The 23,181-nt window shown below is 59.4% G+C and carries 23 protein-coding genes; 11 read left to right on the top strand and 12 right to left on the bottom strand.

The window, feature by feature from the left end:
• Positions 1 to 23: 23 nt before the first annotated feature.
• The 3 genes from accD (at position 24) to Q1A51_RS15910 (ending at position 2,942) form a co-directional block, all read left to right on the top strand.
• Positions 24 to 962 carry an acetyl-CoA carboxylase, carboxyltransferase subunit beta gene (gene accD / locus Q1A51_RS15920; RefSeq protein WP_299600588.1) on the top strand — a complete coding sequence of 313 codons (939 nt, stop codon included), beginning with the start codon at positions 24 to 26 and terminating at the stop codon, positions 960 to 962.
• Complete coding sequence (locus Q1A51_RS15915; RefSeq protein WP_299600586.1) at positions 959 to 2,236, top strand: folylpolyglutamate synthase/dihydrofolate synthase family protein; 1,278 nt, start codon at positions 959 to 961, stop codon at positions 2,234 to 2,236. Before accD ends, Q1A51_RS15915 begins: the two co-directional genes overlap by 4 nt.
• A gap of 139 nt (positions 2,237 to 2,375) precedes the next feature.
• Positions 2,376 to 2,942, top strand: a complete 567-nt coding sequence (locus tag Q1A51_RS15910; RefSeq protein WP_299600584.1) for a hypothetical protein — start codon at positions 2,376 to 2,378, stop codon at positions 2,940 to 2,942.
• Here the strand turns inward: Q1A51_RS15910 and zapE are convergent.
• Positions 2,939 to 3,994, bottom strand: a complete 1,056-nt coding sequence (gene zapE, locus Q1A51_RS15905; protein ID WP_299600581.1) for a cell division protein ZapE — start codon at positions 3,992 to 3,994, stop codon at positions 2,939 to 2,941. The genes Q1A51_RS15910 and zapE overlap by 4 nt on opposite strands.
• A gap of 135 nt (positions 3,995 to 4,129) precedes the next feature.
• Between zapE and Q1A51_RS15900 the strand changes: the two genes are divergently transcribed.
• On the top strand, positions 4,130 to 5,371 hold the full coding sequence (locus Q1A51_RS15900; protein ID WP_299600579.1) for an MFS transporter: 1,242 nt from the start codon (positions 4,130 to 4,132) through the stop codon (positions 5,369 to 5,371).
• On the opposite strand, the gene Q1A51_RS15895 is transcribed toward Q1A51_RS15900, so the two are convergent.
• The 7 genes from Q1A51_RS15895 to mbfA all read right to left on the bottom strand — a co-directional run bounded on the left by Q1A51_RS15895 (position 5,368) and on the right by mbfA (position 11,110).
• Positions 5,368 to 6,282 (bottom strand): alpha/beta hydrolase, encoded by a 915-nt coding sequence (locus Q1A51_RS15895; RefSeq protein ID WP_299600577.1) that lies wholly within the window; start codon positions 6,280 to 6,282, stop codon positions 5,368 to 5,370. The two genes, Q1A51_RS15900 and Q1A51_RS15895, sit on opposite strands and share 4 nt — an antisense overlap.
• Entirely contained in the window at positions 6,279 to 7,193 is a 915-nt protein-coding gene (locus tag Q1A51_RS15890; RefSeq protein ID WP_299600575.1) for an ornithine cyclodeaminase, read from the bottom strand. The genes Q1A51_RS15895 and Q1A51_RS15890 overlap by 4 nt, the downstream gene beginning before the upstream one ends.
• A complete protein-coding gene (locus Q1A51_RS15885) occupies positions 7,190 to 7,810 on the bottom strand; it encodes an HAD family phosphatase (protein ID WP_299600573.1) in 621 nt (206 codons plus the stop codon). The genes Q1A51_RS15890 and Q1A51_RS15885 overlap by 4 nt, the downstream gene beginning before the upstream one ends.
• On the bottom strand, positions 7,807 to 8,256 hold the full coding sequence (locus Q1A51_RS15880) for a YaiI/YqxD family protein (protein WP_299600570.1): 450 nt from the start codon (positions 8,254 to 8,256) through the stop codon (positions 7,807 to 7,809). Before Q1A51_RS15880 ends, Q1A51_RS15885 begins: the two co-directional genes overlap by 4 nt.
• Positions 8,253 to 9,083 (bottom strand): S-formylglutathione hydrolase, encoded by an 831-nt coding sequence (gene fghA / locus Q1A51_RS15875; RefSeq protein WP_299600568.1) that lies wholly within the window; start codon positions 9,081 to 9,083, stop codon positions 8,253 to 8,255. The genes Q1A51_RS15880 and fghA overlap by 4 nt, the downstream gene beginning before the upstream one ends.
• A 100-nt stretch (positions 9,084 to 9,183) precedes the next feature.
• Positions 9,184 to 10,107: an AEC family transporter gene (locus Q1A51_RS15870; RefSeq protein ID WP_299600566.1), complete on the bottom strand. Its 924-nt coding sequence runs from the start codon at positions 10,105 to 10,107 to the stop codon at positions 9,184 to 9,186.
• A gap of 28 nt (positions 10,108 to 10,135) precedes the next feature.
• A complete protein-coding gene (gene mbfA / locus Q1A51_RS15865) occupies positions 10,136 to 11,110 on the bottom strand; it encodes an iron exporter MbfA (RefSeq protein ID WP_299600564.1) in 975 nt (324 codons plus the stop codon).
• Positions 11,111 to 11,247: 137 nt separating this feature from the next.
• On the opposite strand from mbfA, the gene Q1A51_RS15860 reads away from it, so the two are divergent.
• The 6 genes from Q1A51_RS15860 to Q1A51_RS15835 all read left to right on the top strand — a co-directional run bounded on the left by Q1A51_RS15860 (position 11,248) and on the right by Q1A51_RS15835 (position 18,726).
• Positions 11,248 to 11,865 carry a TetR/AcrR family transcriptional regulator gene (locus Q1A51_RS15860; protein ID WP_299202996.1) on the top strand — a complete coding sequence of 206 codons (618 nt, stop codon included), beginning with the start codon at positions 11,248 to 11,250 and terminating at the stop codon, positions 11,863 to 11,865.
• Positions 11,866 to 11,938: 73 nt separating this feature from the next.
• On the top strand, positions 11,939 to 13,597 hold the full coding sequence (locus Q1A51_RS15855; RefSeq protein WP_299600562.1) for a DNA polymerase Y family protein: 1,659 nt from the start codon (positions 11,939 to 11,941) through the stop codon (positions 13,595 to 13,597).
• Between the two features lie 384 nt (positions 13,598 to 13,981).
• Positions 13,982 to 14,827 carry a penicillin-binding transpeptidase domain-containing protein gene (locus Q1A51_RS15850; protein WP_299600560.1) on the top strand — a complete coding sequence of 282 codons (846 nt, stop codon included), beginning with the start codon at positions 13,982 to 13,984 and terminating at the stop codon, positions 14,825 to 14,827.
• Positions 14,805 to 15,677: a polysaccharide deacetylase family protein gene (locus Q1A51_RS15845; protein WP_299600558.1), complete on the top strand. Its 873-nt coding sequence runs from the start codon at positions 14,805 to 14,807 to the stop codon at positions 15,675 to 15,677. Before Q1A51_RS15850 ends, Q1A51_RS15845 begins: the two co-directional genes overlap by 23 nt.
• Before the next feature lie 11 nt (positions 15,678 to 15,688).
• The gene (locus tag Q1A51_RS15840; RefSeq protein WP_299600556.1) at positions 15,689 to 17,995 is read left to right on the top strand and encodes a glycoside hydrolase; all 2,307 of its coding nucleotides are present in this window, start codon (positions 15,689 to 15,691) and stop codon (positions 17,993 to 17,995) included.
• Between the two features lie 188 nt (positions 17,996 to 18,183).
• Positions 18,184 to 18,726, top strand: a complete 543-nt coding sequence (locus Q1A51_RS15835) for a septation protein IspZ (RefSeq protein ID WP_299600554.1) — start codon at positions 18,184 to 18,186, stop codon at positions 18,724 to 18,726.
• An 8-nt stretch (positions 18,727 to 18,734) separates the two neighbouring features.
• On the opposite strand, the gene paaK is transcribed toward Q1A51_RS15835, so the two are convergent.
• Together paaK and paaI are read right to left on the bottom strand one after the other, a co-directional pair.
• A complete protein-coding gene (gene paaK, locus Q1A51_RS15830) occupies positions 18,735 to 20,027 on the bottom strand; it encodes a phenylacetate--CoA ligase PaaK (RefSeq protein WP_299600552.1) in 1,293 nt (430 codons plus the stop codon).
• On the bottom strand, positions 20,024 to 20,458 hold the full coding sequence (paaI, locus tag Q1A51_RS15825; RefSeq protein ID WP_299600550.1) for a hydroxyphenylacetyl-CoA thioesterase PaaI: 435 nt from the start codon (positions 20,456 to 20,458) through the stop codon (positions 20,024 to 20,026). The genes paaK and paaI overlap by 4 nt, the downstream gene beginning before the upstream one ends.
• Positions 20,459 to 20,573: 115 nt before the next feature.
• Here paaI and Q1A51_RS15820 point away from each other — a divergent pair, with 115 nt between their 5' ends.
• The gene (locus tag Q1A51_RS15820) at positions 20,574 to 20,921 is read left to right on the top strand and encodes a DUF2794 domain-containing protein (protein ID WP_299601140.1); all 348 of its coding nucleotides are present in this window, start codon (positions 20,574 to 20,576) and stop codon (positions 20,919 to 20,921) included.
• A gap of 90 nt (positions 20,922 to 21,011) precedes the next feature.
• On the opposite strand, the gene Q1A51_RS15815 is transcribed toward Q1A51_RS15820, so the two are convergent.
• Both Q1A51_RS15815 and Q1A51_RS15810 read right to left on the bottom strand, forming a co-directional pair.
• The gene (locus Q1A51_RS15815) at positions 21,012 to 21,782 is read right to left on the bottom strand and encodes an NlpC/P60 family protein (protein ID WP_299600548.1); all 771 of its coding nucleotides are present in this window, start codon (positions 21,780 to 21,782) and stop codon (positions 21,012 to 21,014) included.
• Complete coding sequence (locus tag Q1A51_RS15810; protein WP_299600547.1) at positions 21,779 to 23,149, bottom strand: M17 family metallopeptidase; 1,371 nt, start codon at positions 23,147 to 23,149, stop codon at positions 21,779 to 21,781. The genes Q1A51_RS15815 and Q1A51_RS15810 overlap by 4 nt, the downstream gene beginning before the upstream one ends.
• Between the last annotated feature and the right edge of the window lie 32 nt (positions 23,150 to 23,181).

Genomic DNA, 23,181 nt, shown 5'->3' with positions numbered 1-23,181 from the left:
CGGAACGGCAGCAGGAAGCCCTTATGAACTGGATCACCAATTACGTCCGGCCTCGGATCAACTCGATCTTTTCGCGGCGCGAAACCCCGGACAATCTGTGGACCAAGTGCGATGAGTGCGGCACCATGCTGTTTCACCGCGAGCTGTCGGATAATCTGAACGTCTGCACCAACTGCAATCACCACATGGCGATCACGCCGCGGGACCGGTTCACGGCTCTGTTCGATGGTGGCATCTTTACCGAGGTCGAGGTGCCGGCCCCGCTGGCCGATCCGTTGAATTTCCGTGATCAGAAGAAGTATCCCGACCGCATGAAGACCGCCCAGAAGTCCACGGGCGAAGAAGAAGCGATGCTTGTCGCTGCGGGTGAGATGGGCCGCACGCCCATCGTGGCCTGTGCGCAGGACTTTTCCTTCATGGGTGGGTCCATGGGCATGTATGTGGGCAATGCCATTATCGCCGCGGCTGAAGAAGCGGTGAAGCTGAAGCGCCCGCTGATCCTGTTTTCCGCCGCCGGTGGCGCACGTATGCAGGAAGGTATCCTGAGCCTGATGCAGATGCCGCGTACCACTGTTGCTGTGCAGATGTTGAAAGAGGCGGGCCTGCCTTACATCGTCGTTTTGACCCATCCGACGACCGGCGGTGTGACGGCCTCGTACGCCATGTTGGGTGACGTGCATATCGCCGAACCCAACGCCCTGATCTGTTTTGCTGGACCGCGCGTCATTGAACAGACCATTCGCGAAAAGCTGCCTGAGGGGTTCCAGCGGGCCGAGTATCTGCTGGACCACGGGATGCTTGACCGGGTGACCAAGCGAACCGAAATGCGGGAAGAATTGATCACCATCGCGCGGATGCTGATGGGTCAGCCACCCGCTATCAAAGGCGATTTGCCGGCCCCTGAACCGGATGCTGACCCTGCACCGGAAGAACCGGTGGTCGAAGACGCACCCAAGGAATGAGCACGGGTTCCGACGCCATCCTTGCAAGGATGATGGCGCTGCATCCCAAGGTGATCGACCTGACGCTGGACCGCGTGTGGCGACTGCTTGAGGCGCTGGGCAATCCGCAGAACGACCTGCCACCCGTCATTCATATTGCCGGGACAAATGGCAAAGGATCGACGCAGGCCATGATCCGCGCTGGGCTTGAGGCTGCGGGTCACAAGGTGCATGCCTATACGTCGCCCCACCTCGCGCGATTTCATGAACGTATCCGGCTTGCCGGAGAGTTGATCTCTGAACCCGATCTGACGGTCTATCTGGATGAATGCTATGCCGCCAATGGCGGGGCCAACATCACTTATTTCGAGATCACAACCTGCGCCGCCATCCTTGCCTTTGCTCGGACTCCGGCGGATTACACACTGCTTGAGGTTGGCCTTGGTGGGCGTTTGGACGCGACCAATGTCATTGATACCCCGGCGCTGACGATCATCACGCCCGTGTCTATGGATCACGAGGCGTTTCTCGGGAACACCTTGGCAAAGATCGCGGGAGAGAAGGCCGGGATCATCAAGCGCGGCGTGCCTTGTATCGTCGGTCCGCAGGACGAAGAAGGGCTGGATGTTATCGAGGCGCAGGCCGCTCGACTGGGTGCGCCTGTGCAGGCGTATGGGCAGCATTGGCATGCAGCGCCTGAACGGGATGGAATGATATTCCAGGACGAGGTTGGCCTGCTGGACCTGCCCCGCCCGGTTCTGCCGGGCGATCACCAGATCCAGAACGCCGGAATGGCCTTGGCCGCGTTGCGCCACCTTGGCTGTGATGAGGCCGCATGCCACGCTGCGGTAACGCAAGCGCATTGGCCTGCGCGGATGCAGCGGCTGTGCTCAGGTCCACTGGCCGAACGAGCCGCGCAAGCCGGGGCAGAGCTGTGGCTGGATGGCGGGCACAATCCTGCGGCCGGGGCGGCGCTCGCCAGTGTTTTGCGGAGCCTACCCAAACGACCCACCCACATGATCTGCGGCATGTTGAACACCAAAGATGCGGGCGGTTACATGGCGCCTCTTGCAGCAGAGGTGGACAGCCTGACTGCACTTTCCATTCCGGGTGAGGCCAATACGCTGTCTGCGGCAGATACAGCCAAGGCGGCGCGCGAGGTGGGCATGGTGGCGCACGAGGCGGAAGATGTGGGTGCGGCTTTGGATGCGATCCTTGCCCGTGATCCGCATGCGCGCGTTCTGATCTGCGGATCGCTTTATCTCGCTGGTGCGGTCTTGCGCGAAAACGGATGAGAACGCTCAACCCCTGAGCGACATGCAATCCGGTCAAATCACAGGATATTGACCAAACGGCATCGTATTTGCTACATTTAGTATAGTTTTTGGCCCCAACACGGATCAACCGTGACGGGTCTGCTTTTGGGGAAGCAGTATGTTCAGGCGTGATGATGCGACCGAAACGGTGTCGCGAGCGGCCATAGAGCCAGAGGAATACTCCTCGTCCAACATCAAGATGCTGGTGATTGCGGCGACCTTTTTGGTCGTGACAATTGGCTTGATCCTGATGCAACCGGGTGGGCCTACGATCGAACACCAGTCCTTTGCCGAGATCGCAATTGACGTTGAAGACGAGGCCGAGGTTACGCGTGCGGATACCTCCTTGCTGGAGCCGCAACCCCTACCTGCCTCCGAGGCTGTCAGCCGTCAGCTGCGTCAGCCAATCCGGCTGACCGACACCGATGCGCGGCATACGGACCTGCGCAGCCTGACACGGATCGTTCTGATCGGCTTTGGATACACGCCTGCCCAAGATGACCGCTTGCAAGCGTTGCTGGTTCAGGCCCTGACCGAGGGGCAATCAAATGCCTACATCGACGCGCTTTTGAACACGGCGGCCGCACGAGGTGAGTTCACCTTGCCGCGCCAGCTGACCACGACGGCGGGGCGTCTGGACACAGAAACCCTTTTGGCGGCACTGATCAGTCAATCACAAGGCTAGGCAGCCCAATCCACACTTTGCATCTCGCGTAGGCGCGAGGCTGTGCGTTCAAATTCGAACGTACCTTCCCCTTCGAGGTATAACATTTCGGGCGTGTCGGCGGCCGAGCAAATCAGCCGCACACGCGCCTCGTAGAGCGCGTCGATCAGGGTGACGAACCGCTTGGCTTCGTTGAAGTTGCTGCGTCCCAGGCAGGGGATGTCATCTATCATTAGTGCTTTGCAGGCTTCGGCAATGGCAAGGTAGTCGGCTGGTCCCAGTGGTTTTGAACACAGATCGAAAAAGCTGCTGCGCCCGATTCCGTTTCGGAACAGAGAAATGTTCACGGTGCGCCCATTGACGGTCAAATCAAGCGGATCAGCCGCTCCGCCGGACAGATCCGCCCAGATGTCATCCATCTCGGCCCGTGCAGTGGCGCCCAAGGGCGTGAAGTAAACCGGGCTGCCAGACAGCCGGTCCTGCCGGTAATCGGTGGGCGAGGCGAGCTCCCAGACAACCATCTTGTCCTTGAGTAGGTCGATGAAGGGCACAAAGAGTTGCCGGTTCAGCCCGTCCTTGTACAGATCATCTGGCACGCGGTTTGACGTGGTGACCACCACAACCCCTGCAGCGAACAGAGCCTCGAACAGGCGTCCGACGATCATGGCATCCGTGATGTCCGTGATCTGCATTTCGTCAAAAGCCAAAAGGCGAACCGATGCTGCGACGTCAGCAGCAACGGGGGCTATCGCATCGTCTACGCCGCGTTTGCGTGCCGCGTGCATCGCCGCATGGATTTCCTGCATGAAGGCGTGGAAGTGGACGCGCCGGGCAGGCACATCAAGCCGCGACGCAAAGAAATCCATCAGCATGGATTTTCCGCGCCCTACACCACCCCACAGGTACAGCCCCTTGGGTGGCTCGGGCGCCTTGCGAAACAGCCCCTTTTTGACCGGCGCTGCAAGGGCGGCACGGATGCGCTCGAACTCGGGCAGAACAGCCAGTTGTGCGGCATCAGCCTGTAACTCGCCCTTGTCTACAAGCGCCTGATATTCAGTCAGCAAATTAGTCATTTCCCCGTGGTAGCGCGCAGGTTCGCCCATGGGAAGCATGGTCAGTTCAGGAATGGTTAAGCGCGGCGCAGAATTCCTGATTTGACGCAGGCCATCACGTCCATACAGTCACCACACACGTTTGAGGGATTTCCCATGGCTACTCGCACCCCCATCTTTACCCCCGTTCTGATCGTGGGTTGCGTCATCATTATGGTCAGTTTCGCGGTTCGTGCGTCCTTTGGCGTCTTCCAGATCCCGATTGCCGAAGAGTTCGGCTGGCTGCGGACCGAATTCTCGCTGGCCATCGCGATCCAGAACCTTGCCTGGGGCATCGGCCAGCCGATCTTTGGCGCAATTGCCGAGAAGATCGGGGACCGCAAGGCGATCCTGATGGGTGCCGTGATTTATGCCGTGGGCCTCGTGTTGAGTGCCGGGGCAACCACACCTATCGAACATCAACTCTATGCCTGGTTGGTTGGATTTGGTGTTGCTGGCACTGGCTTTGGCGTGATCCTTGCCGTTGTGGGCCGCTCCAGCAGCGATGAAAACCGGTCCATGTCCCTTGCTATCGTGGCGGCCATGGGGTCGGGCGGCCAGATCTTTGGTGCGCCGGTGGCTGAATGGATGCTAAGTTTCATGCCATGGCAATCGGTGTTCCTGTGGTTTGCGCTTGCTGTCATTTTGCTGGTGTTGACCTTGCCAGCGATGCGCGTACCGCCGATGGCAACGAAGGCGGAGCTGGAGGAATCGCTTGGTCAGGTTCTGATCAAGGCTTTTCGTGATCCGTCATATACCCTGATCTTCCTTGGTTTCTTCTCATGTGGTTATCAGGTCGCGTTCATGACCGCCCACCTGCCCGCCTTTGTGACCGAAGTGTGTGGTCCCATCGTCCCGGGTGGCATGCTGCACAACATTGGTATCACAACGACGTCAGCCTTGGGTGCGGTTGCGCTGTCATTGATCGGCTTGGCGAACATCGCAGGCACGTTGCTGGCAGGATGGGCGGGCAAGCATTTCCCCAAAAAGTATCTGCTGGCGGGTATATACGCGGGCCGGACCGTTGTGGCGTCCCTTTTCATCATCTTTCCGATGACACCGATGACTGTCATCGTCTTTTCCATTTCCATGGGTGCGTTATGGCTGGCGACGGTACCGCTTACATCGGGGTTGGTCGCACATATCTACGGCTTGCGATACATGGGAACGCTCTATGGCATCGTTTTCTTGAGCCACCAGCTGGGGTCGTTTTTGGGTGTCTGGTTGGGCGGTCGTTTGTACGATCTTTATGGGTCGTATGAGCAGGTGTGGTGGATTGGCGTGGCAATCGGTGCGTTCAGCGCGGTCGTGCATCTGCCGATCCGCGAACGGCCCTTGGGTCAGCCCGCCACCGCCTAACCGCGCGACGACCGGATTGCGTCCAGCACAGCCTCTGTGTGCGTGTGGGGGAGGCCATGCCCTGCACCATGTATCATTGCCTGCTGCGCGGCCGAGTTCCAATCGGCCAGAGTGTCTTTGCAGGTCAGTGGGATCACATCATCCTGATCGCCCCAGACGGCCAGAACGGGAACGCCAGCGGCGGCGATGGCGCGGTGCTGGTCTTCGCAAGGTTTTCTCAGCAGCCCGCGCAGGCTGGACAAGACAGCGGGAAAATACCCCCGGCGCCCGGTCTCTTCCTGTTGCAGATCGTGGATACCCTCAACCGACGTCGGCAAATGTGCTTCGGATGCGATTCCGCGGCGGACTTCCCAGGGGTAGGCGGCCAGGAAAAGCCAATCACCGATCACTGGAAGGTCACGGGCAAGCGTGATCTTGCGCCCTCCCAGTTCGAACATGCCAGCCGGGGCTAGCAGGATCAGTTGTTTGACCCGTTGTGGGTGACGTGCTGTGAAATGAGCCGCAATTGCCCCGCCCATTGAGTAGCCAAGGACCGTCAGGTGATTGCCGACGTTCTCATGTGCCAAGAGGTCGGTCAGCTGTTGGTTAAAGAAATCGGCATCCTGTTTTCCGCGCGTCCGGTCCGAGTATCCGCGGCCATAGAGGTCGTAAACAAGCACCCGGAACCCCATTAATGCGAGCCCCTTGGCCATGCCGTACCAGACAAAAGACGGTGTGGTTAGGCCGTGAATACACACGGCGATCGGACCACGTTCAGGCCCCAACCATTCGAAATGCGTGGTGCCCTGTGATAGCAGTGCGAACTGGCCGGGCGCCTTGGTCCGCACTGCGTCGGTCATGCCGGAGCGGGTGAGTTCCGTGGTGACCGGGATTGCCAGCAGGCCAAGCAGTACCAGCGTGACCCACATCATTTTGCCGTCCACCGATCCAGGATGTAGCGGCTGGTCATCAGATCCAAATGCGCGCCTCCGCCATTCTTGAACAGGGTGATGTCGTCGGGCGCGCGTTGGAACGTGTCCAGATCATAGTAGTCGGCCAAAAGGTGGTCGCGGGTGATGGTGCCCGCATCGATTGGGATTTTTACTTCGCCGATATGGCCGATGGTGGTGTCAAAACTATCCACAAAGATACGGGACTTCTGCAGGGCCGTGTCGTCCACTTCGCGCATGTCAGGTCTATAGGCACCGATCAGGTCGATGTGTTGACCCGGTTGAAGCCATTCGCCATGAATCAGCGGTTCGGTCGACATGGTGGCGCTTGTGATGATGTCGGCGCTGCGTACGGCCTGTTCCAGATCGTCGGCCACGGTTAGCATGGGGCGTTCTGTTGCCATGGCCAGCGCGTTGGCGCGGGTGCGATTCCAGACCTGGAAATGTGCCTCAGGGAACGCGGCCGAGTACGCGTCATGCAGCGACCGCCCCACCGTTCCTGCCCCGACGATCAGGATGTTTTTGCTGTCAGGGCGGGCCAGCCTCCGTGCGGCCAGCAGGCTGTCGCCTGCCGTCTTCCACTTGGTCACCAGATGAAAGTTAATGATGGCCTGCAGTGTCCCGTCTCCGTCGGAATACAGGTTCACGCCGCCATTGATCATCGGCGCACCGCGACCGGGATTGCCCGGAAATACTGTAGCCGTCTTGACTGCCATGCCCATCCCGTCGATCCATGCTGCCCGGCTCAGCAGCGTATCTGGATCGCGGTAGAGAAATGTGTCCCCAATCTCGGCCTTGGGTAGATCGTGCCCAGCTGCCAGCGCGTCGGTCAGGCCGATCCAGTCCAGTAGGACCTCGCCTTCTGCAAAGGGGATGAACGGAACGGATGTCACGCCGCCTCGCTTTCGGTCAGCAGCCCCTCTGCGACAAGACGTTTGGCCCAGCCTTCGGGGCCATCGAAATGATGGGTCCGCCAACCGCGCGTTTGAGCAGCGGTGATGTTGTCGGCGCGATCATCCGTGAAAATCAGGCTGTCGCCGTTCAACCCGCTGGTCTGCTCCAGCATCTCGTAGATGCTCGGGTCGGGCTTGATGACCTGCATATGGCCCGAGATGAAATCGCGGTCGAAGTCGTTCAGAAAGTCGTAGCGCGTGGCGGCAAAATCATAGCTTCCAATCCCGAAGTTAGTCAGGGAAAAGACCGGTATCGCCTTTGATTGCAGCGCCTTCATCAAGCGAACGGAGTGGTCGATGGCAGGCGAGGCCATCTCGATCCAGCGGTCATGCCACATGCGAATCTCGTCTCGCCAACCGGGATACTCTTCGGCTGCGGAATAGATCGTTTCCTTGAAAGGATGCCCCATGTCGACCTTGTCGTTCATGCCGTGCAGATCGACCTGATCAAACATCGCGCGGCGGCGCTCTTCGCCGATGACGCTGTCATAGAAGCGCTCGGGTTGCCATTCGATCAACACGTTTCCGATGTCGAATACTACAGCTTTGATCGTCATCGTTTGGCTGCCCTCAATTCACGTTCCAATGCGTCCAGAAAACGCGATCTGTCCGCCTTGGTAAAGCCTTTGCCGCCGCCCTGCCGAAACGGGTCTGCCGCGCGCAGGTCTGCCATCAGGTCGCGGGTGGCCAGCACGTTGCCAATATTGGCCTGTGTCAGCGCTTCGCCATTGTGCTTTAGAACCCGTGCGCCAGCTTCCACGCATTTGGCGGCGAGGGGGATGTCCCCTGTGATCACGACGTCACCTGCGCCCGCCCGGTCGGCGATCCACATGTCGGCGACATCGGGGCCGTCTGGAACAATAACAGTCTCTACCAAAGGATTTTGCGACGGACGCAGGCCGCCGTTCGACACGACTTTCATAGGCACTTTATGCCTTGTGGCGACCCGCTCCGCCTCGGCTTTGACGGGGCAGGCGTCTGCATCGATGTAGAGCGTTGTCATGCCCAGAGGTGTTCGGCGTGGAAGGCCACGTGATCTTCCATGAAGGTCGAGACGAAGAAATACGAGTGGTCGTATCCCGGTTGCAGCCGGAATTGGATCTGCTGGCGACGGGCTGCAGCGGCTTCTGCCAACGCCTCGGGTTTCAGCAGGTCAATGAACTGGTCATCGGTGCCTGTGTCGATCAGCATCGGGCCATCGAAGCCATGTGCGCGCATGCACCGGGTCGCATCATGGGGTGACCAAAGCTCTTCGTCGGTGCCCAGATATGCAGTCAGTTGCTTACGCCCCCAATCGCTGGCGGTTGGGTTGGTGATGGGCGAAAAGGCGGATACCGATCGGAACTGTCCCCGCGGGGACATCGCCATGGTCAGTGCGCCATGCCCGCCCATGGAGTGTCCGGTGATCGACTGGCGGTCCATGTCGAGGGCAAAATGCTCACCCAGCAAAGCGGGCAGCTCTTCCATCACGTAGTCCCACATGCGGTAGTGCGGGGCCCATGGCTTTTCGGTCGCGTTCACATAGAACCCCGCACCCTTGCCCAGATCATATCCTTCGTCGTCTGCCACATCATCGCCGCGTGGCGAGGTGTCGGGAAAGCAGAGCGCGATACCGTGTTCAGCCGCCCAGGCCTGTGCTCCGGCCTTGGTCATGGCATTCTCGTGCGTGCAGGTCAGGCCCGACAGATACCACAGCAAGGGCACCGGCCCGTCCTTGGTCTCTTCCGGCAGGAACAGTCCGAATGTCATGTCACACGAGCAGGAGGATGAGGCGTGGGTGTAAACCCCTTGGGTGCCGCCGAAGCAGGCGTTTTCGGATTTGGTTTCCATGGGCGTGATCCTTTCGTTGCTCTATCGCTATCTGGCGGTGGGCCGTGCGGCAAGTTTCGGGAGCCTCCGGCGGAAGTTTATTTGGAAAGATGAAGGAGGCTCAACTGATCCAGGCAATAACTGCAGTCAAAGTTGCGACACTGAGTGTCGTTGAGACAAGGATAGCTGCCGAGACGCGTTGAGGAGCAACGCCGTAGTGCTGCGCGAGCATGTAGATGTTGCCCGCCACAGGCATTGCTGCGCAGGCGATGATCATGGCCGCGCCGAAAGGTTCAACGCTGAACAGGAAGATCGCCGAAAACGCGACAAAGGCGGGGTGCAGCACCAGTTTGCAGAAGCTGAGCCAGCCCGCGATCTGGATGCGTTCGGTCGATTTTGACGCAAGCGAGGCCCCGATGGCAAAGAGTGCGCCGGGTGTGGCGGCACCACCCAGGATGCTCAGAAAATCATTCATAGGGTCAGGGATCGGGATTTGCAGGCCGGACCACGTCAGGCCAAGCGCCATGGCAACGATCATCGGGTTTTTGATCAGCCCCACGCCAATGGTCTTGAAGATCGCCGGAGACATGCGCCCGTCGCGCCCAACGGTGATCAGGATGACGATCAGGCTGGAAAAGACGATCAGGTCGGTTGCTAGAACCAGCATCACAGGGCCGATGGCCTGTGGGCCAAAGAGAAGCGCCAGCATAGGCAGGCCGAGGAACCCTGCGTTTCCAATGACGGCGCATTGTGCTTCGACTGCGTTGGTTTGGACGTCGAGGCCGCGCAGGAAGCCGACCAACGTCGCAATGCCGTAGACGAAGGCCGTTCCCCAGAGGTAGGCGGCGACCAAACGCCCATCCCAGACCTGTGCCAGTTCCAGATTGGCCGCAAAGCGGAAGATCATCGCAGACAGCGCGAAGTAGAATACGAACTTGGTCAGGTACGCGGTTGCCTCTTCAGTAAAAAACCGCGTGCGTCCGGCCCAGTATCCAAGGCCGATCAGGGCAAAAAAGGGCAGGGTCTTCAACAGGATCGGCAGCATGGATCAGGGATAGCGCGTGTTGCGTTGCCTATCCACTGCCGATAAGTACCCCTGCCGCAAAAACAAGAGCCCCACCCACGACCACTTGCAGAGTCGCGCGCCAAAAAGGTGTGTCCATATACTTGTTCTGGATCCATGCGATGGCCCACAATTCGACAAATACGACGAAGATCGCGGTGATGGTGGCTGTCCAGAAATCGGGAATCAAGTAAGGCAGCGCATGACCCAGCCCGCCAACCGTCGTCATGATGCCAGACGCAAAGCCGCGTTTGATGGGTGAGCCGCGTCCCGAGAGTTCGCCATCATCGGATGCGGCTTCGGTAAATCCCATTGAGATGCCTGCGCCCACGGACGCGGCCAGACCCACAAGGAACGTGGTCCATGTGTCTTGGGTCGCAAAGGCCACAGCAAAGATGGGTGCGAGAGTCGAGACCGAGCCATCCATCAGACCGGCAAGGCCCGGCTGGACATAGGTCAGTATGAACTGGCGCCGTTCCTTATCGTCCTCTTCCGTCCGGGTGTCGGGATCAAGGTGGGTCGCCTCCAGTGTTTCGGCCTTGGCTTCGTGGCCAGCCTCGGCCGCAGCAAGATCGCCAAGCAACTTCCGGGTGGCCGCGTCGGATGATCGGGCGGCGGCAGCAGTGTAGAAGCGTTCGGCATCACGCTCCATTGCTTCAGCCTCTGAGCGGATACGCGCGAGGCTTAGGTTTTCAACCAGCCAGACGGGTTTGCGCGCGTAGTAGCCGGACACATGTTCGCGCCTGATCAATGGGATTGTTTCGCCGAACCGGGCGCGGTGCAGATCGATGAGGCGGTGGCGATGACTGTCTTCCTCAAGCGCCATCTCCTCGAAGATCGCTGCGCTGGCGGGGTAGTCTGTGCGCAGTCGTTCGGCATAACCCCGATATATGCGTGCGTCGTCTTCTTCGGAGGAAATGGCGAGGGCCAGAACCTCTTGTTCCGACAAGTCTCTGAAGCGTTTGCGTTGGATGGTGAAGCGCATGTGGCTGCCTGCTTCTTTAGAACTGTTCCAAACAATGAAGGCGTTCCTGATGGATGATGCAATGTCGTTTGTCGTTTTTTTATAGAAACTGAACGGAACAGTTTATATTGTGCGGTGTCTCTCATGCAGGAATCTCGATGAACGACGCGACCCCGATTGTCCGCAAAGGCCGGAAATTTGACCAAGTGCTGGATGGTGCACGCGACGTTTTCATGGTGGATGGGTTCGAGGGGGCGAGCGTTGACGATATTGCCCGCGCTGCCGGGGTCAGCAAAGCGACGCTATATAGCTATTTCCCGGACAAGCGGCTGTTGTTTATGGAAGTCGCCAACATGGAATGCGCGCGGCAAAGCCAGTCTGCCGTGGATTTCATCGATATGAATGCCGCCCCGCGAGATGTGTTGTGTCAGGCAGGTAAACATTTTCTGCGATTCATCACTTCAAAGTTCGGGCAACAGATTTTTCGCATATGCGTGGCAGAGTCGGATCGTTTTCCAGAGATCGGACGCGCCTTTTACAAGTCTGGCCCTGAACGTATGCGGGCCGTGATGGGGGAGTACTTCCGCGCTGCGGTTGAACGCGGTGACCTTGATATCGACGATTTTACGTTGGCTGCTGATCAGTTTGGCGAGTTGTGCAAAGCTGACGTTTGGCCGCGTCTGATGTTCGGTGTGGTCGATACGGTGTCGGATGCAGATATCGACCGGGTTGTGGATAATGCAGTCCAGACCTTTCTGGCCCGCTACGGCACCTGATCTCCGGATCTGATTGCTCGACTCTGACAGGCGACTCAGCGTATTCAGAATTGGAACAAATGTAGAACATCTTATGTCTAATCGCCGTATCCTGTCCATCTGGTTCCCCCGGCTGGGGGCCGAGCGTCTGATCCGTCGCCAACCCATGCTGGGGGATCGGCCTGTGGCTGTGGTTGAAGAACATCACAACATGCAGGTCATTACATCCTTGAACGGGATGGCGCAGGCGGATGGCTTGCAGATTGGGCAGCCCGTACGGGATGCGCATGCCATGTGTCCGGGGCTACTGACATTTCCCCGGAGCCCACAGGGTGAGACACAATTCCTGGAAGCGCTGCAGCGCTGGGCGAGCCGCTTCAGCCCGTGGGTAGCGCCCGAGGATGAAGATGCACTGGTGGTGGACCTGACCGGTTGCGCGCATCTGTTCGGAGGCGAAGAGCGGTTGATGCAGGTCGTACAGGACGATTGCACTGATCTGGGGTTGAGCGCGCTGATAGGGCTGGCTGATACGCGGGGGGCGGCATGGGCTTTGGCCCGGTATGCGGGCAAGGCGACAGGATCGGATCGATCAGGGGATTCCATTGACCAGGAGGCTCGTGCCACACGGTCGCGTGCGGGCAAGCGGCGGCATTGGACCAAGGGAGGCTCTGCCCCTGCCGTTACTGCCCAAGCCCCGGACATCAGGCGGATTGCGCAACCGGGTCAAACGTATAGTGCGCTGTCCCCCTTACCAATTGCTGCACTGCGGTTGGAGCCTGATATGACAGCACAATTGGGCCGCCTTGGGCTGCGTCGCGTCGGGGATTTACTGGGTCAACCGCGCGCCGGGCTGGCGCGCCGCTTTGGCCGGGGGGTGGTTTTGCGATTGGATCAGGCGATGGGCAGCGCGCCCGAGCCTGTGTCGCCGGCCAAGCCGCCTGATCATTTTGCAGTCCGGATGACCTTGCCTGACCCCATTGGGCTGGTCGAAGATGTTATGGCGGCCATAGACCGTGTGCTGCCCCGCCTATGCAAGATGCTGGAGGACAAGGGGAAAGGTACGCGGCAGGTCATGCTGCAAGCCTATCGAAGTGACCATGCGGTCGAGATGGTTGAGGTGGGTTTGGCCCGTCCCAGCCATGACCCACATCGCATCCGCCCTTTGCTGGAAATGAAGATCGAGGACATCGATGCAGGCTTTGGGATCGATATGATCCGCTTGCTGGCTGTGCAGGTCGAGCCCGTACATGATACCATGACCGTCGGCCACCGCGAGGCGGGCGCGGCGGTGCAGGCGCGTTTGAACAATGCCAACGCCATGGACGATTTGATCGGGCGACTGGGTGCGCGTGTTGGGCTGGACGCGATCCGGCGCTTTGAACCTGCGGACAGTCATATCCCCGAGAAGTCCCATAAAATCATGGCGGCCGCGTGGTCGAAGCCACACAAGGGGCCCTGGCCACGGCCGACCAATCCGCGGCCTTTGTTGTTATGGCACCCCGAGCCGGTGCATGCCCCTGCCACACCTGAATTGCCGGAGACTTTTCGGTGGCGCGGTATGGATTTGAAGCGGCACCGTGCCATCGGCCCGGAACGGATTGCGCCGGAATGGTGGCTGGACGACCCAAACTGGCGGTCAGGCACCCGTGACTACTGGATCGCTGATACAGAGGACGGGCAGCGGCTGTGGTTGTTCTATGCGCACGGTGCCGCCATGTCGTCAGGTTGGTTTTGTCAGGGGTCTTTTGCTTGAGCGCTCCGGGGTTAACGCAGGCTTCGAGATCACCAGCCAGTACATCAATGTTCGGCGAATGATGCCTGTTCCGTCGTTATCGGCGCCTCTCATTCTGCAGGTAACGGTTCCTATACGGTGTCAATGACGCGGAGATATCAGTGCTGCGCAGCCTGCTTCGCGCAGTCCTGATAGGCACCCGACGACTGCTAGGCAATTTCCGGCCCACAGGTGTATCAGCCTGCGTAAGCGGCTTGCCGAACCGGCGGTCAAAGTTCATGCTGAAGTTGCATGCGGCGCTACGCCGTCGGTCAATTTCTGACATATGCGTTTAAACCTAAACCTTTGTAAAAAATTCACAAATTCCTGTTCGACCCTCGAATTTGTGCATCAAGGAACAAAAACATGAGCAGTAATCTCCCCAACCGGACAGGTTGGTCCCTAAAGGCGAGCGTGCTCGCAATCGCCAGCTTGATTTTAACGGTATCAGACGCAACAGGCGGTGCGACCGAACCAATCGATATATCGCAAATTGTTCAGGACAATGGTGTTGAAGCAGCGGCATCGACTGTAATGGTCCAACGCTTGTCGGACGGACAAGTCTGGGTCAGCAATGCCGCGCGCTCTGAGGAACGGTTTTCGCCTGCGTCCTCATCAAAGATTCCGCACACGCTGATCGCCCTCGAAACCGGTGTTGCCGCGCCGGATACGATGTTCGAATGGGACGGTAAGTCACGCTGGGTCGATGCGTGGAACCGCGACCAGAGTTTGACTTCAGCTTTCCAGGTTTCGGCCGTCTGGGTTTATCAGGACATCGTGCAGCGCGTTGGCGCTGCGGGCATGGCGGAGTGGCTGGATCGGTTCGATTACGGCAACGCCAATATCGGGACCGAGGCAACGCTGACCACGTACTGGCTGCAGGATATCTTGCTGGTTTCGGCAGTGGAGCAGGTAAATTTCCTGCATCGCCTGGTCGAACGTGACCTGCCGCTCTCTGATACAACCTACGCCGCCGCCGATGCGATCATGCAGACAGATACGGGCGATGGTTGGACCATGTACAGCAAGACCGGCTGGCGCCATGGGGCCGATATCATGGACATCGGCTGGTACGCCGGTTGGGTGCGGTGCGGTTCAGACACCTATGTGTTTGCGCTGAATATGGACATCCCCGACGCGTCCTTTCGGAACTTGCGCATCACGACATCTACTGCCGTGCTGGAGGCAATTGGCGCTTTCGATTGCCAGTGAAGACATCTGCCAAGGGAGCACGGCGCCGCGCCGTGCTGACCCGGCGCACCACCTGTACCGGGCCAAGTTGGTCCGTATCGCGACAGGTTTGCAAGAGGATGCCAAGGTGATCGTGACAAAGACATCTTGGAAGCGGTGGACCAAAGCCCGCTGGACCGGAGCGCCACGCCTTTTACGCGTCGGCTGCCTCGCAGTTCTGACTATGCTGTGCTGTGAACGCGTGGTTTTGGCCGAAGAAACACGCCGCATCGCCTTCAGCTTTGCTGATGCGCCTATGGGCGACGGCCCGCTTTTGAACGGTCTGGAACGAACGGAAACCTTGATCGCGGCGCTTGAAACAGCAGACATCCATGGCGCTGCATTTTTTGTTCTGACCCAATCACTTGTTCACGACCCCGATGGCGCTGCGCGTCTGCGTGCATACACCGGCGCCGGGCATGTGCTGGCAAATCACACGCACACCCATCCTTGGCTGCGTGAGACTGCGCCAACAGCCTACCTCGCCGATATCGACTTGGCCGCCGAGATGCTGCGCCCCTTCGACTATGTTCAACCCTACTTTCGCTACCCATATCTGGATGAGGGTAACACGAGGGAAAAACGGCTGAACGTGGTCGATGGACTAACGGCGCGTGGTCTTTCGAACGGCTATGTCACCATCGACACCTATGATTGGTACATGCAGGCACTGGTGGCCGAGGCCATTGAGGCAGGTCACCAGATCGACATGGACAAACTCGAACAGGTCTACGTCGAGGTTCTTGTCGAGACGATCGACTTTTACGACGCGCTTGCCGTGCAAACGCTTGGGCGTCATCCAGCCCATGTACTTCTGTTGCCACGCCAATAGGGTTATTCGACATGAAAACAAACGCTTATATGCTGCCTAGCCTAGTGTTCTGCATGGGCTTACTGGGTCACTCTGCGCTCGCCGAACAAGTAACCTTGCAGACTGGCGCCGCCACGTTCGAAGTCGATACGGATACACTGGCTGTATCTGCGGCCCTGATCGGCGCGGAGCAGGAGGTGATCGCGCTGCCTGCTGTTGCCGGAGAGACGCAGGGTTTGGTCAGGGACGGGTCCGCTGCTAAATGGCAGATCGACATCGATGGCGGACAGTTCTCCATCGTTGCCCGCGCAATTGGTGAGCGTGTGACCTTCGAAATCGCTTCGGATCACCTGACGGACTTGGCATGGCCGCAAGTCCCCGCACGACCTTCGGATGAGTGGGCTTTGCCCATTCTCGGTGAAGGCCGCCTTTTTGAAGCGCGGGATCAAAACTGGCGTACGTTTCTCGTGGATGTTCTGGATGGCGGCGCTGCGGGAGAGCAGTTTTCGCAACCCTTCTGGACACGTCTGGACGCTGAGGGGTCAGTCACATGGCGCATGAACAGCCCTTGGGACGCGCGGTTGTCCTTTCTGGACACGGAACCTGCTCTGACCGTGGGTATTGTTCAGCAGTTCACGTCGCTCAATTTGGATCAGCCATATCGCATGACTGCTCAACTCGGCCCCCGTGACCCGGTGATCGGTGCGCGCTTGTACAGGGCGCATCTGGAAGAGACGGGTGTGTTCCGCAGCTTGAACGAAAAAATCGCGGCGAGGCCCGATGTCGCCATGCTCGCTGGCGCACCTCACATTTATCTGTGGTCGGACGGATTGCTTGCGCCGCAGGATGTTATCGCATGGCGCCGTTTCATGCGTCAGTTCGCCCGGAAGCGCGAGACTGCCATGACTTTGTCCGAGCAACTCTGGCGTGCTGTGCCCAACGATATGCGTGCGGATTTTGAGACTGCGATCCGTGAGGCGCAAGGCGCCGATGGATTTGTGTCACAGTACAGCCGGACGCATGTGACACGCGCGCTCAACACAGCCATGCTGCGCGCCAGACCCTTCCCGACCGACACGGCGCTTGCTGGTGGACATGATCCTGTTGAGGAACGCGCGCATATGATGGAGTTGCGTTCGGATCTGTTCGAAGAGTTTGAGGGCACTCTTGCTTTACCAGAGACATGGGGCGGCGGTATTGGGTTGCGCATGCTGGAGGCTCTTGCCGAGGCCGGGATTTCCGCGGTTTGGCTTGGAGTGGAAAACTGGCGTCACGCCATTGGGCATCCCGAGGCCGTGGCTGAGGCAAAGGCGCGGGGCTATCTGATCGGCCCCTATGACAGCTACGCAAGCGCCCATTCCGAGGGCGCTCAGCAGACTTGGCCGACCGCTCAAATGGGGGACACCCTTTTTGAGCACGCGAGGGTCATTGGCCCAGATGGGTCTGCGCGGTCCGGCTTTCGGGGGATCGGGGCCTATGTGAACCCAAGCGCCGTCGCCGATTATGCAAAACCCCGCATCACGGCGGTGTCCGAAAGTGTTGATTTCAACAGCTACTTTCTTGATGTCGATGCCACCGGCCTGTTGTTTGAGGACTATACGGCCGGACGCCGGACCACCCGAGCTGCGGCCTTGGAGGCAGTGAAGCAACGACTTGATTTTGTGACACAAGATCTCAGCCTGGTTCTGGGATCAGAGGTTGGCGTGGCCGCCTTTGCGCCTCACATTGATTTCGCACACGGTGTCACAACCCCCGCGTTCGATTGGATGGACCCAAGAATGCGGCGCGATCCGGACCCGGCCTATGATGTCGGCGGCTACTGGCCCCCCGAGGCCCCGGTCCGCTTCTTTGAACCCACACCGCCTCCGCCCAATATGCGTAAGATCGTGTTTGACCCCGCCAACCGTATTCCGCTGTATCAGATCGCACTTGGGGACAGCGTGGTTACGACACATCACTGGCATTTCAGCACTCTCAAACCGCAAGGTGAGCGTACGCATAACGAGCTAGTTGGATTACTCTATGCGGTGCCGCCTCTCTATCATCTCAATACAAGTGTGCTTGAGCGTGATCTGCCCGGAATCGCTCGCTATGTCTCGGATTTCGCTCCGCTGCATCGCCGCCTCATGACCGAACAGATGACAGGTTTTGAATTCGTCTCGGAGGATCGGTTGGTGCAGAGGACAGAGTTTGCAGATGGCACAACAGCCTTGGCAAATTTTTCGGACCACGCGCGTGTGGCACCGGATGGGCATGAGATACCACCGTTTTCAATCAGAATAGAACTGGCCGGGCATGATCCCTTTGTGCTGTCCACCGCTCAGGTCGGGGCTGACTGAGTTTCAGCATTGCGGCTCGGTAACATTCAAGCCGCCCAATACATCAATTGTGCGAAGTATTCCCTATACGGCGCGGAAGCGTTTTGACCGTCCAAACTCGCAAATGCTGAGGCAGAAAAGCTCTGTCCCTTGCCAGTTTTGTCGCCCTGCATCTTGTCGCAAGGCCAGCGCGTTACTTTATCGCTCCAATGGATCGCCGCATTGTACTGGAGCTGTTGCCCGGCGCCGCGTTTCTGCTGGGGCATATGATCGGCGGGCTTTTGTGGGCCGCCGCTTTGGCCGTTGTGGCAACTGCCCTGGCTGTCGCCGTGCGATGGCGGTGGGATGGCAGTGTTCCGTGGTTGGCGGTGTCGACGCTGGTCCTTGCCTTGATCCTGACCGCCTTTGGTATCGTGTTGAACGATGAGACATTCGTGTTGATCCGCCCGACCGTAGGGGCCGTTGCTTTTGCTGGTATCCTTGCTGTTGGTGCACTGGCGCGTCCCAGCCTGCTGGAGCGCACGTTGGGCCATGCGCTGGAGATTGAGCCTGAGGGCTGGCATGTGTTGCATGCCGCGTGGATCGCGATCACGCTGCTATCGGCTGGAGCAAACGAGATGGCACGGCGGGCTTTGACCACAGATCAGTGGGCCATTTACAACGTGCTATCTGACCCGGCGTTGTTTGGCTTGATCTGGTTGGCGACGTGGTCGGTGGCGTACTGGTATTGGATCGAAGAGAGCGAGGCCTGAGCGCGACCCTATCGTTTGTCCAGAATCCGCACTGCCTTGCCTTGTGATCGCTCAACCTGACCCGGATTGGCCACATCCACGGCGACGCTGATCCCGATGGTTTGCTTGATCCGGCTGGCCAGTGTTTTCCCTGCATCCGCGCGATTTGTGCTGGCATCTGCCGCCTCGCAAAGCACGCGCATCTGGTCCATGCGGTCGGGCTTGCTCAGTTCGATCTGGAAATGCGGGGCGAGGCCAGGCGAGGCCATCAGGCATTCTTCGATCTGGGTGGGGAAGACGTTGACGCCGCGCAGAATGATCATGTCGTCGCTGCGTCCCGTGACCTTTTCCATCCGCCGCATGCTGCGCGCCGTGCCTGGCAGCAGCCGTGTCAGGTCACGGGTGCGGTAGCGAACAATCGGAAACGCTTCCTTGGTCAGTGAGGTAAAGACAAGCTCGCCTATTTCGCCATCAGCCACGGGTTCGCCCGTTTCAGGGTTGATGATTTCGGGCAAGAAGTGATCTTCCCAGATATGCAGCCCGTCCTTGGTTTCGACGCATTCCATCGACACGCCCGGGCCGATAACTTCGGATAGACCGTAGATGTCGACAGCGTGCATATCGAAAGCCTGCTCAATCTCGGTCCGCATGGCATTAGTCCAGGGTTCTGCGCCAAATATGCCTACTTCGAGAGAGGAGGCACGTGGGTCGAGCCCCTGCGCGTTGAATTCATCGAGAACAGACAGGGCGTAGGACGGTGTGACCGTAATCCCCTTTGGTTTGAAATCTTCGATCAGGCGGACCTGTCGCGGGGTCATACCGCCCGAGATGGGGATGGTGGTGAGCCCGAGTGCATCGGCGCCGAGGTGGATGCCAAGCCCGCCAGTGAACAGCCCGTAACCATAGGCGTTGTGCAGAAGGTCACCGGGTTGCATGCCCGCTGCACGCAGGCTGCGGGCGACGACCTGACTCCAGTTGGCCAGGTCATTTTCCGTGTAGCCCACGACGGTTGGCTGGCCTGTGGTGCCCGAGGACGCGTGAATGCGCTTAACCTGGTTTCGCGGCACTGCGAACATGTCAAACGGGTAGTTTGCGCGCAGGTCCTGTTTGGTCGTGAAGGGGAATTTCGACAGATCGCTGAGCGCTGTCAGGTCGTCCGGGTGCACACCTGCTGCGTCGAAGGCGGCCTTGTAGTGCGGGACATTCGTGTAAGCGTGGCTCAGGGACCATTTCAGACGGTCGACTTGCAGCGCCACTATCTCGTCCCGGCTGGCGATTTCGATGGGATCGAGTGTGCTGCGGTCGGGTGTGAGGTCTTTCATGTCGGGTCCTCGTCGAAATGAGTGCCTGTGATCGTGCGGGAGAGGCCGCGAAACAGGGCGATCTTGCGCCCGTCCGCACCAGTGACAGTGACATCATAGGTGCCGGAGCGGCCTTGGCGGGCGGTTTCCGTGGCGGTGGCTGTCAGGACCTCTTCCGCATTGCCGGGGGCAAGGTATGTGATTTGGTTTTGCTGAGCGACCGTGATCTGGTTGTAGGTGTTGCACGCAAAGGCAAAGGCACTGTCAGCCAGTGTGAAGATCATGCCACCATGGCAGATGCCATGTCCGTTCAGCATATGTTTGCGCACCTGCATGGTGAGCGTCGCCGCACCGGGCGCGATGTGCACGATCCGCATCCCCAGCGCTTGGCTGGCCTCATCCGTCGCCCACATGGTGTCGGCGCAGCGCTGGGCGCGTTCTTGTGGTGTCATCCGGCATCCTCCCCATGCGTTTCAGACTCGCGCGACTTTGCCCCGCTTCTGTAACGCTTTCAAGCGTGTTGCCATGGCTCTTGAAATTGTGAGCGGGTCGCGCAACTGTGGCGGCATGACGTTGCACACGCCTTCCCCCTCAAATCTACGCGAGATGCCGAGCCCACAGGTGGCCTTTCACCGGACCGAGTTGTCGGTGATCCTGTCCCTATATGGCCGTATGGTGGCCGCTGGCGAATGGCGCGACTACGGCATTTCCTGCCTGCGCGATGTGGCTGTGTTTTCAGTGTTCCGCCGGACGGCCGAAAACCCGATGTACCGGATCGAAAAGCGTCCGAAGCTACGGGGCAAGCAGGGGATGTACGCGGTGATTGGCATGGATGGTCAGGTGCTGCGCCGCGGGCAGGACCTGAAGACCGTGTTGCGCGTGTTGGAACGCAAGCTGATCCGCGCCGTCGAATAAGGTCCGCTGCGCGGGCGCGATTTATTTTTTGCTGACGAAGGGCTGTCCGCCCCTCGAGCTCCCCGATCGTATTTTCTGGTCAGAAGAACATCAGGGGCGTTTGTGGCTCGTGATATCGCCGTCACCTTTTTGTGCGATGCGTTTTGTGGCGTCGGCGATAGGCTCTTCGACCACGGCCATGTGGAAGGCGTTCGCGTGGATCATGTGGGTTTGGCTGGTCACAAGCGCGACATGTCCTTTCCAGAAGAGCAGGTCACCGGGTGCGTATGGCCCCGTGGCGTCTTTGAAGGCTGTTTCCTGCAGGTCGCTGTCACCGAGGCAGGGTATGCCCGCGGTGGTCAATGCGATCTGAGCGAGGCCAGAACAATCGATGCCGGACCGCGTGTTGCCGCCCCAGAGGTAGGGTGTCCCGAGGAAGAGGCGTGCGGTCTGGATGGCGTCTGCTGCGTAGGGCGCAGGCGAGATTTGTGATTTTGGGACGTGGCCGAGGCTGGTTTCGATGAAATCCTGCGTGTTGGAGAGGGCTGTAAGCCTCGTTCCGAAAGTCAGGTTGGCCGTTTCTGGGGATTTAATGCTGGCGTCTGAATAGGCGTGTCCGGCAGGTGATGTGACGACATGTGTGGGGTTCGTGACAGGGCCAAGCGCAGCGGCGGGGACGAAGCCGACATAGCCATCGAGATCGGCGCGCACATAGGCGTGGTCATCGCTGTTGCCGAGCACTGTGAGCGTGGCGCCACCGATCAGTTGCCGGTCGCGGGGGCCATTCGGGCGTGACAGCAGATCCACGTGAGGCACGATGACCTGACCCGGTCTGTTGCCGTCCACCAGACGTGGATCGGGGGTGGTTCGGCGGTCCGTCACAGGTTCAACATGTCTGGTAGGGCGGCGAACAGCGCACGCGTGCCCTGACCCACGCCACCTTTGGGGCGGGCGGGTGCAGCGGTGGGTTGCCAGCCGTAGATGTCGAAATGCATGTAGCGGCTTTGCTCCACGAACCGGCGAAGGAAGAGGGCCGCGGTGATCGAACCTGCGAACCCGCCCTTGGGCGCGTTGTCGAGGTCGGCGATGCCGGGTTCGATCATGGCCTCGTAGGGTGCGTGGAACGGCATGCGCCAGACCGGGTCGGCGGAGGCGAGGGCCGCGGCTTCGAGTGCTGCGACGAGACTGGCGTCGTCGGCATAGTAGGGCGCAAGGTCCGGACCAACTGCCACGCGCGCCGCCCCGGTGAGCGTTGCCATGGAGATGATGAGGTCGGGATTGTCCTCATCCGCCAATGCCAATGCGTCGGCCAGAACCAGGCGTCCTTCGGCATCGGTGTTGTTGATCTCGACCGTGAGGCCCTTGCGGCTGGTCAAGATATCCTGTGGGCGGAAGGCGTTGCCGGAGACGCTGTTTTCCACTGCGGGGATCAGGACGCGCAGTTGGACTGGTAAGCCTGTAGCCATGATCATATGGGCGAGGCCCAGCACGGCGGCGGACCCGCCCATATCCTTTTTCATTAGTCCCATGGACGCACCGGGTTTCAGGTTTAACCCACCGGTGTCAAAACAGACCCCCTTACCCACCAGGGTGAGTTTCGGGCCAGTGGTGCCCCACGTCATGTCGATCAGTCGTGGCGCGCGGTCTGCGGCCCGGCCAACCGTGTGGATCATCGGGAAATTCTGCGTCAGCAGGTCGTCACCAAGGATGACGCTGACCTCTGCGTTGAATGTGGATGCGAGGTCACGGGCGGCTTGTTCCAGATCGGGTGGACCCATGTCCGAGGCCGGCGTGTTGATCAAGGTGCGGCTAAGCGCTTCGCCATTGGCGATGGCTTCTATTTGCGTAGCATCTACGCCGTCCGGTGCGATTAGATGGGCACGCATCGGTGGTTGGTCCTTGTACCGGTCGAACCGGTAGCCGGCCAACAGCCAGCCAAGGGCTTCGTTGGCGAGGGTGTCGGCATCAAGGTCGGAGACAAGGCTGTACGTGCCTACGGGTAACTTGGCGGCCCCGGCGGCCAGATGAAAACGGCCGCGGGCGCGTGTTTCTTCATTGCCGTAGCCAATGACCGCCCCTGCATCATCTGGCAAAAGCAAAGCTTGTCCCAGCGCGCCCTTGAAGTCATGTGCCGTGGCCCAATTCTGAACAGCCTGTGGTTGTTTTTTCAGCCAATCAGGCGCCGCAGTCTCATCAAGAACGTGGATAGGGCGGATTGCGTCATCCGGCTTGGCAAAGCTGAGGTTCATGGCGGTGAAGGTCCTGCGTAGCGTGTCGCGCA

It is taken from the genome of uncultured Tateyamaria sp. (assembly GCF_947496075.1).
Taxonomy (GTDB): domain Bacteria; phylum Pseudomonadota; class Alphaproteobacteria; order Rhodobacterales; family Rhodobacteraceae; genus Tateyamaria.
The sequence above is the reverse complement of the archived record's forward strand: the minus strand, read 5'-3'. Positions and strand labels throughout refer to the sequence as shown.

Coding starts and splice junctions, on each gene's coding strand:
- accD (WP_299600588.1), top strand. CDS start 24: ATGAACTGGATCACCAATTACGTCCGGCCTCGGATCAACTCGATCTTT.
- Q1A51_RS15915 (WP_299600586.1), top strand. CDS start 959: ATGAGCACGGGTTCCGACGCCATCCTTGCAAGGATGATGGCGCTGCAT.
- Q1A51_RS15910 (WP_299600584.1), top strand. CDS start 2,376: ATGTTCAGGCGTGATGATGCGACCGAAACGGTGTCGCGAGCGGCCATA.
- zapE (WP_299600581.1), bottom strand. CDS start 3,994: ATGACTAATTTGCTGACTGAATATCAGGCGCTTGTAGACAAGGGCGAG.
- Q1A51_RS15900 (WP_299600579.1), top strand. CDS start 4,130: ATGGCTACTCGCACCCCCATCTTTACCCCCGTTCTGATCGTGGGTTGC.
- Q1A51_RS15895 (WP_299600577.1), bottom strand. CDS start 6,282: ATGATGTGGGTCACGCTGGTACTGCTTGGCCTGCTGGCAATCCCGGTC.
- Q1A51_RS15885 (WP_299600573.1), bottom strand. CDS start 7,810: ATGACGATCAAAGCTGTAGTATTCGACATCGGAAACGTGTTGATCGAA.
- Q1A51_RS15880 (WP_299600570.1), bottom strand. CDS start 8,256: ATGACAACGCTCTACATCGATGCAGACGCCTGCCCCGTCAAAGCCGAG.
- fghA (WP_299600568.1), bottom strand. CDS start 9,083: ATGGAAACCAAATCCGAAAACGCCTGCTTCGGCGGCACCCAAGGGGTT.
- Q1A51_RS15870 (WP_299600566.1), bottom strand. CDS start 10,107: ATGCTGCCGATCCTGTTGAAGACCCTGCCCTTTTTTGCCCTGATCGGC.
- mbfA (WP_299600564.1), bottom strand. CDS start 11,110: ATGCGCTTCACCATCCAACGCAAACGCTTCAGAGACTTGTCGGAACAA.
- Q1A51_RS15860 (WP_299202996.1), top strand. CDS start 11,248: ATGAACGACGCGACCCCGATTGTCCGCAAAGGCCGGAAATTTGACCAA.
- Q1A51_RS15855 (WP_299600562.1), top strand. CDS start 11,939: ATGTCTAATCGCCGTATCCTGTCCATCTGGTTCCCCCGGCTGGGGGCC.
- Q1A51_RS15850 (WP_299600560.1), top strand. CDS start 13,982: ATGAGCAGTAATCTCCCCAACCGGACAGGTTGGTCCCTAAAGGCGAGC.
- Q1A51_RS15840 (WP_299600556.1), top strand. CDS start 15,689: ATGAAAACAAACGCTTATATGCTGCCTAGCCTAGTGTTCTGCATGGGC.
- Q1A51_RS15835 (WP_299600554.1), top strand. CDS start 18,184: ATGGATCGCCGCATTGTACTGGAGCTGTTGCCCGGCGCCGCGTTTCTG.
- paaK (WP_299600552.1), bottom strand. CDS start 20,027: ATGAAAGACCTCACACCCGACCGCAGCACACTCGATCCCATCGAAATC.
- paaI (WP_299600550.1), bottom strand. CDS start 20,458: ATGACACCACAAGAACGCGCCCAGCGCTGCGCCGACACCATGTGGGCG.
- Q1A51_RS15820 (WP_299601140.1), top strand. CDS start 20,574: ATGACGTTGCACACGCCTTCCCCCTCAAATCTACGCGAGATGCCGAGC.
- Q1A51_RS15810 (WP_299600547.1), bottom strand. CDS start 23,149: ATGAACCTCAGCTTTGCCAAGCCGGATGACGCAATCCGCCCTATCCAC.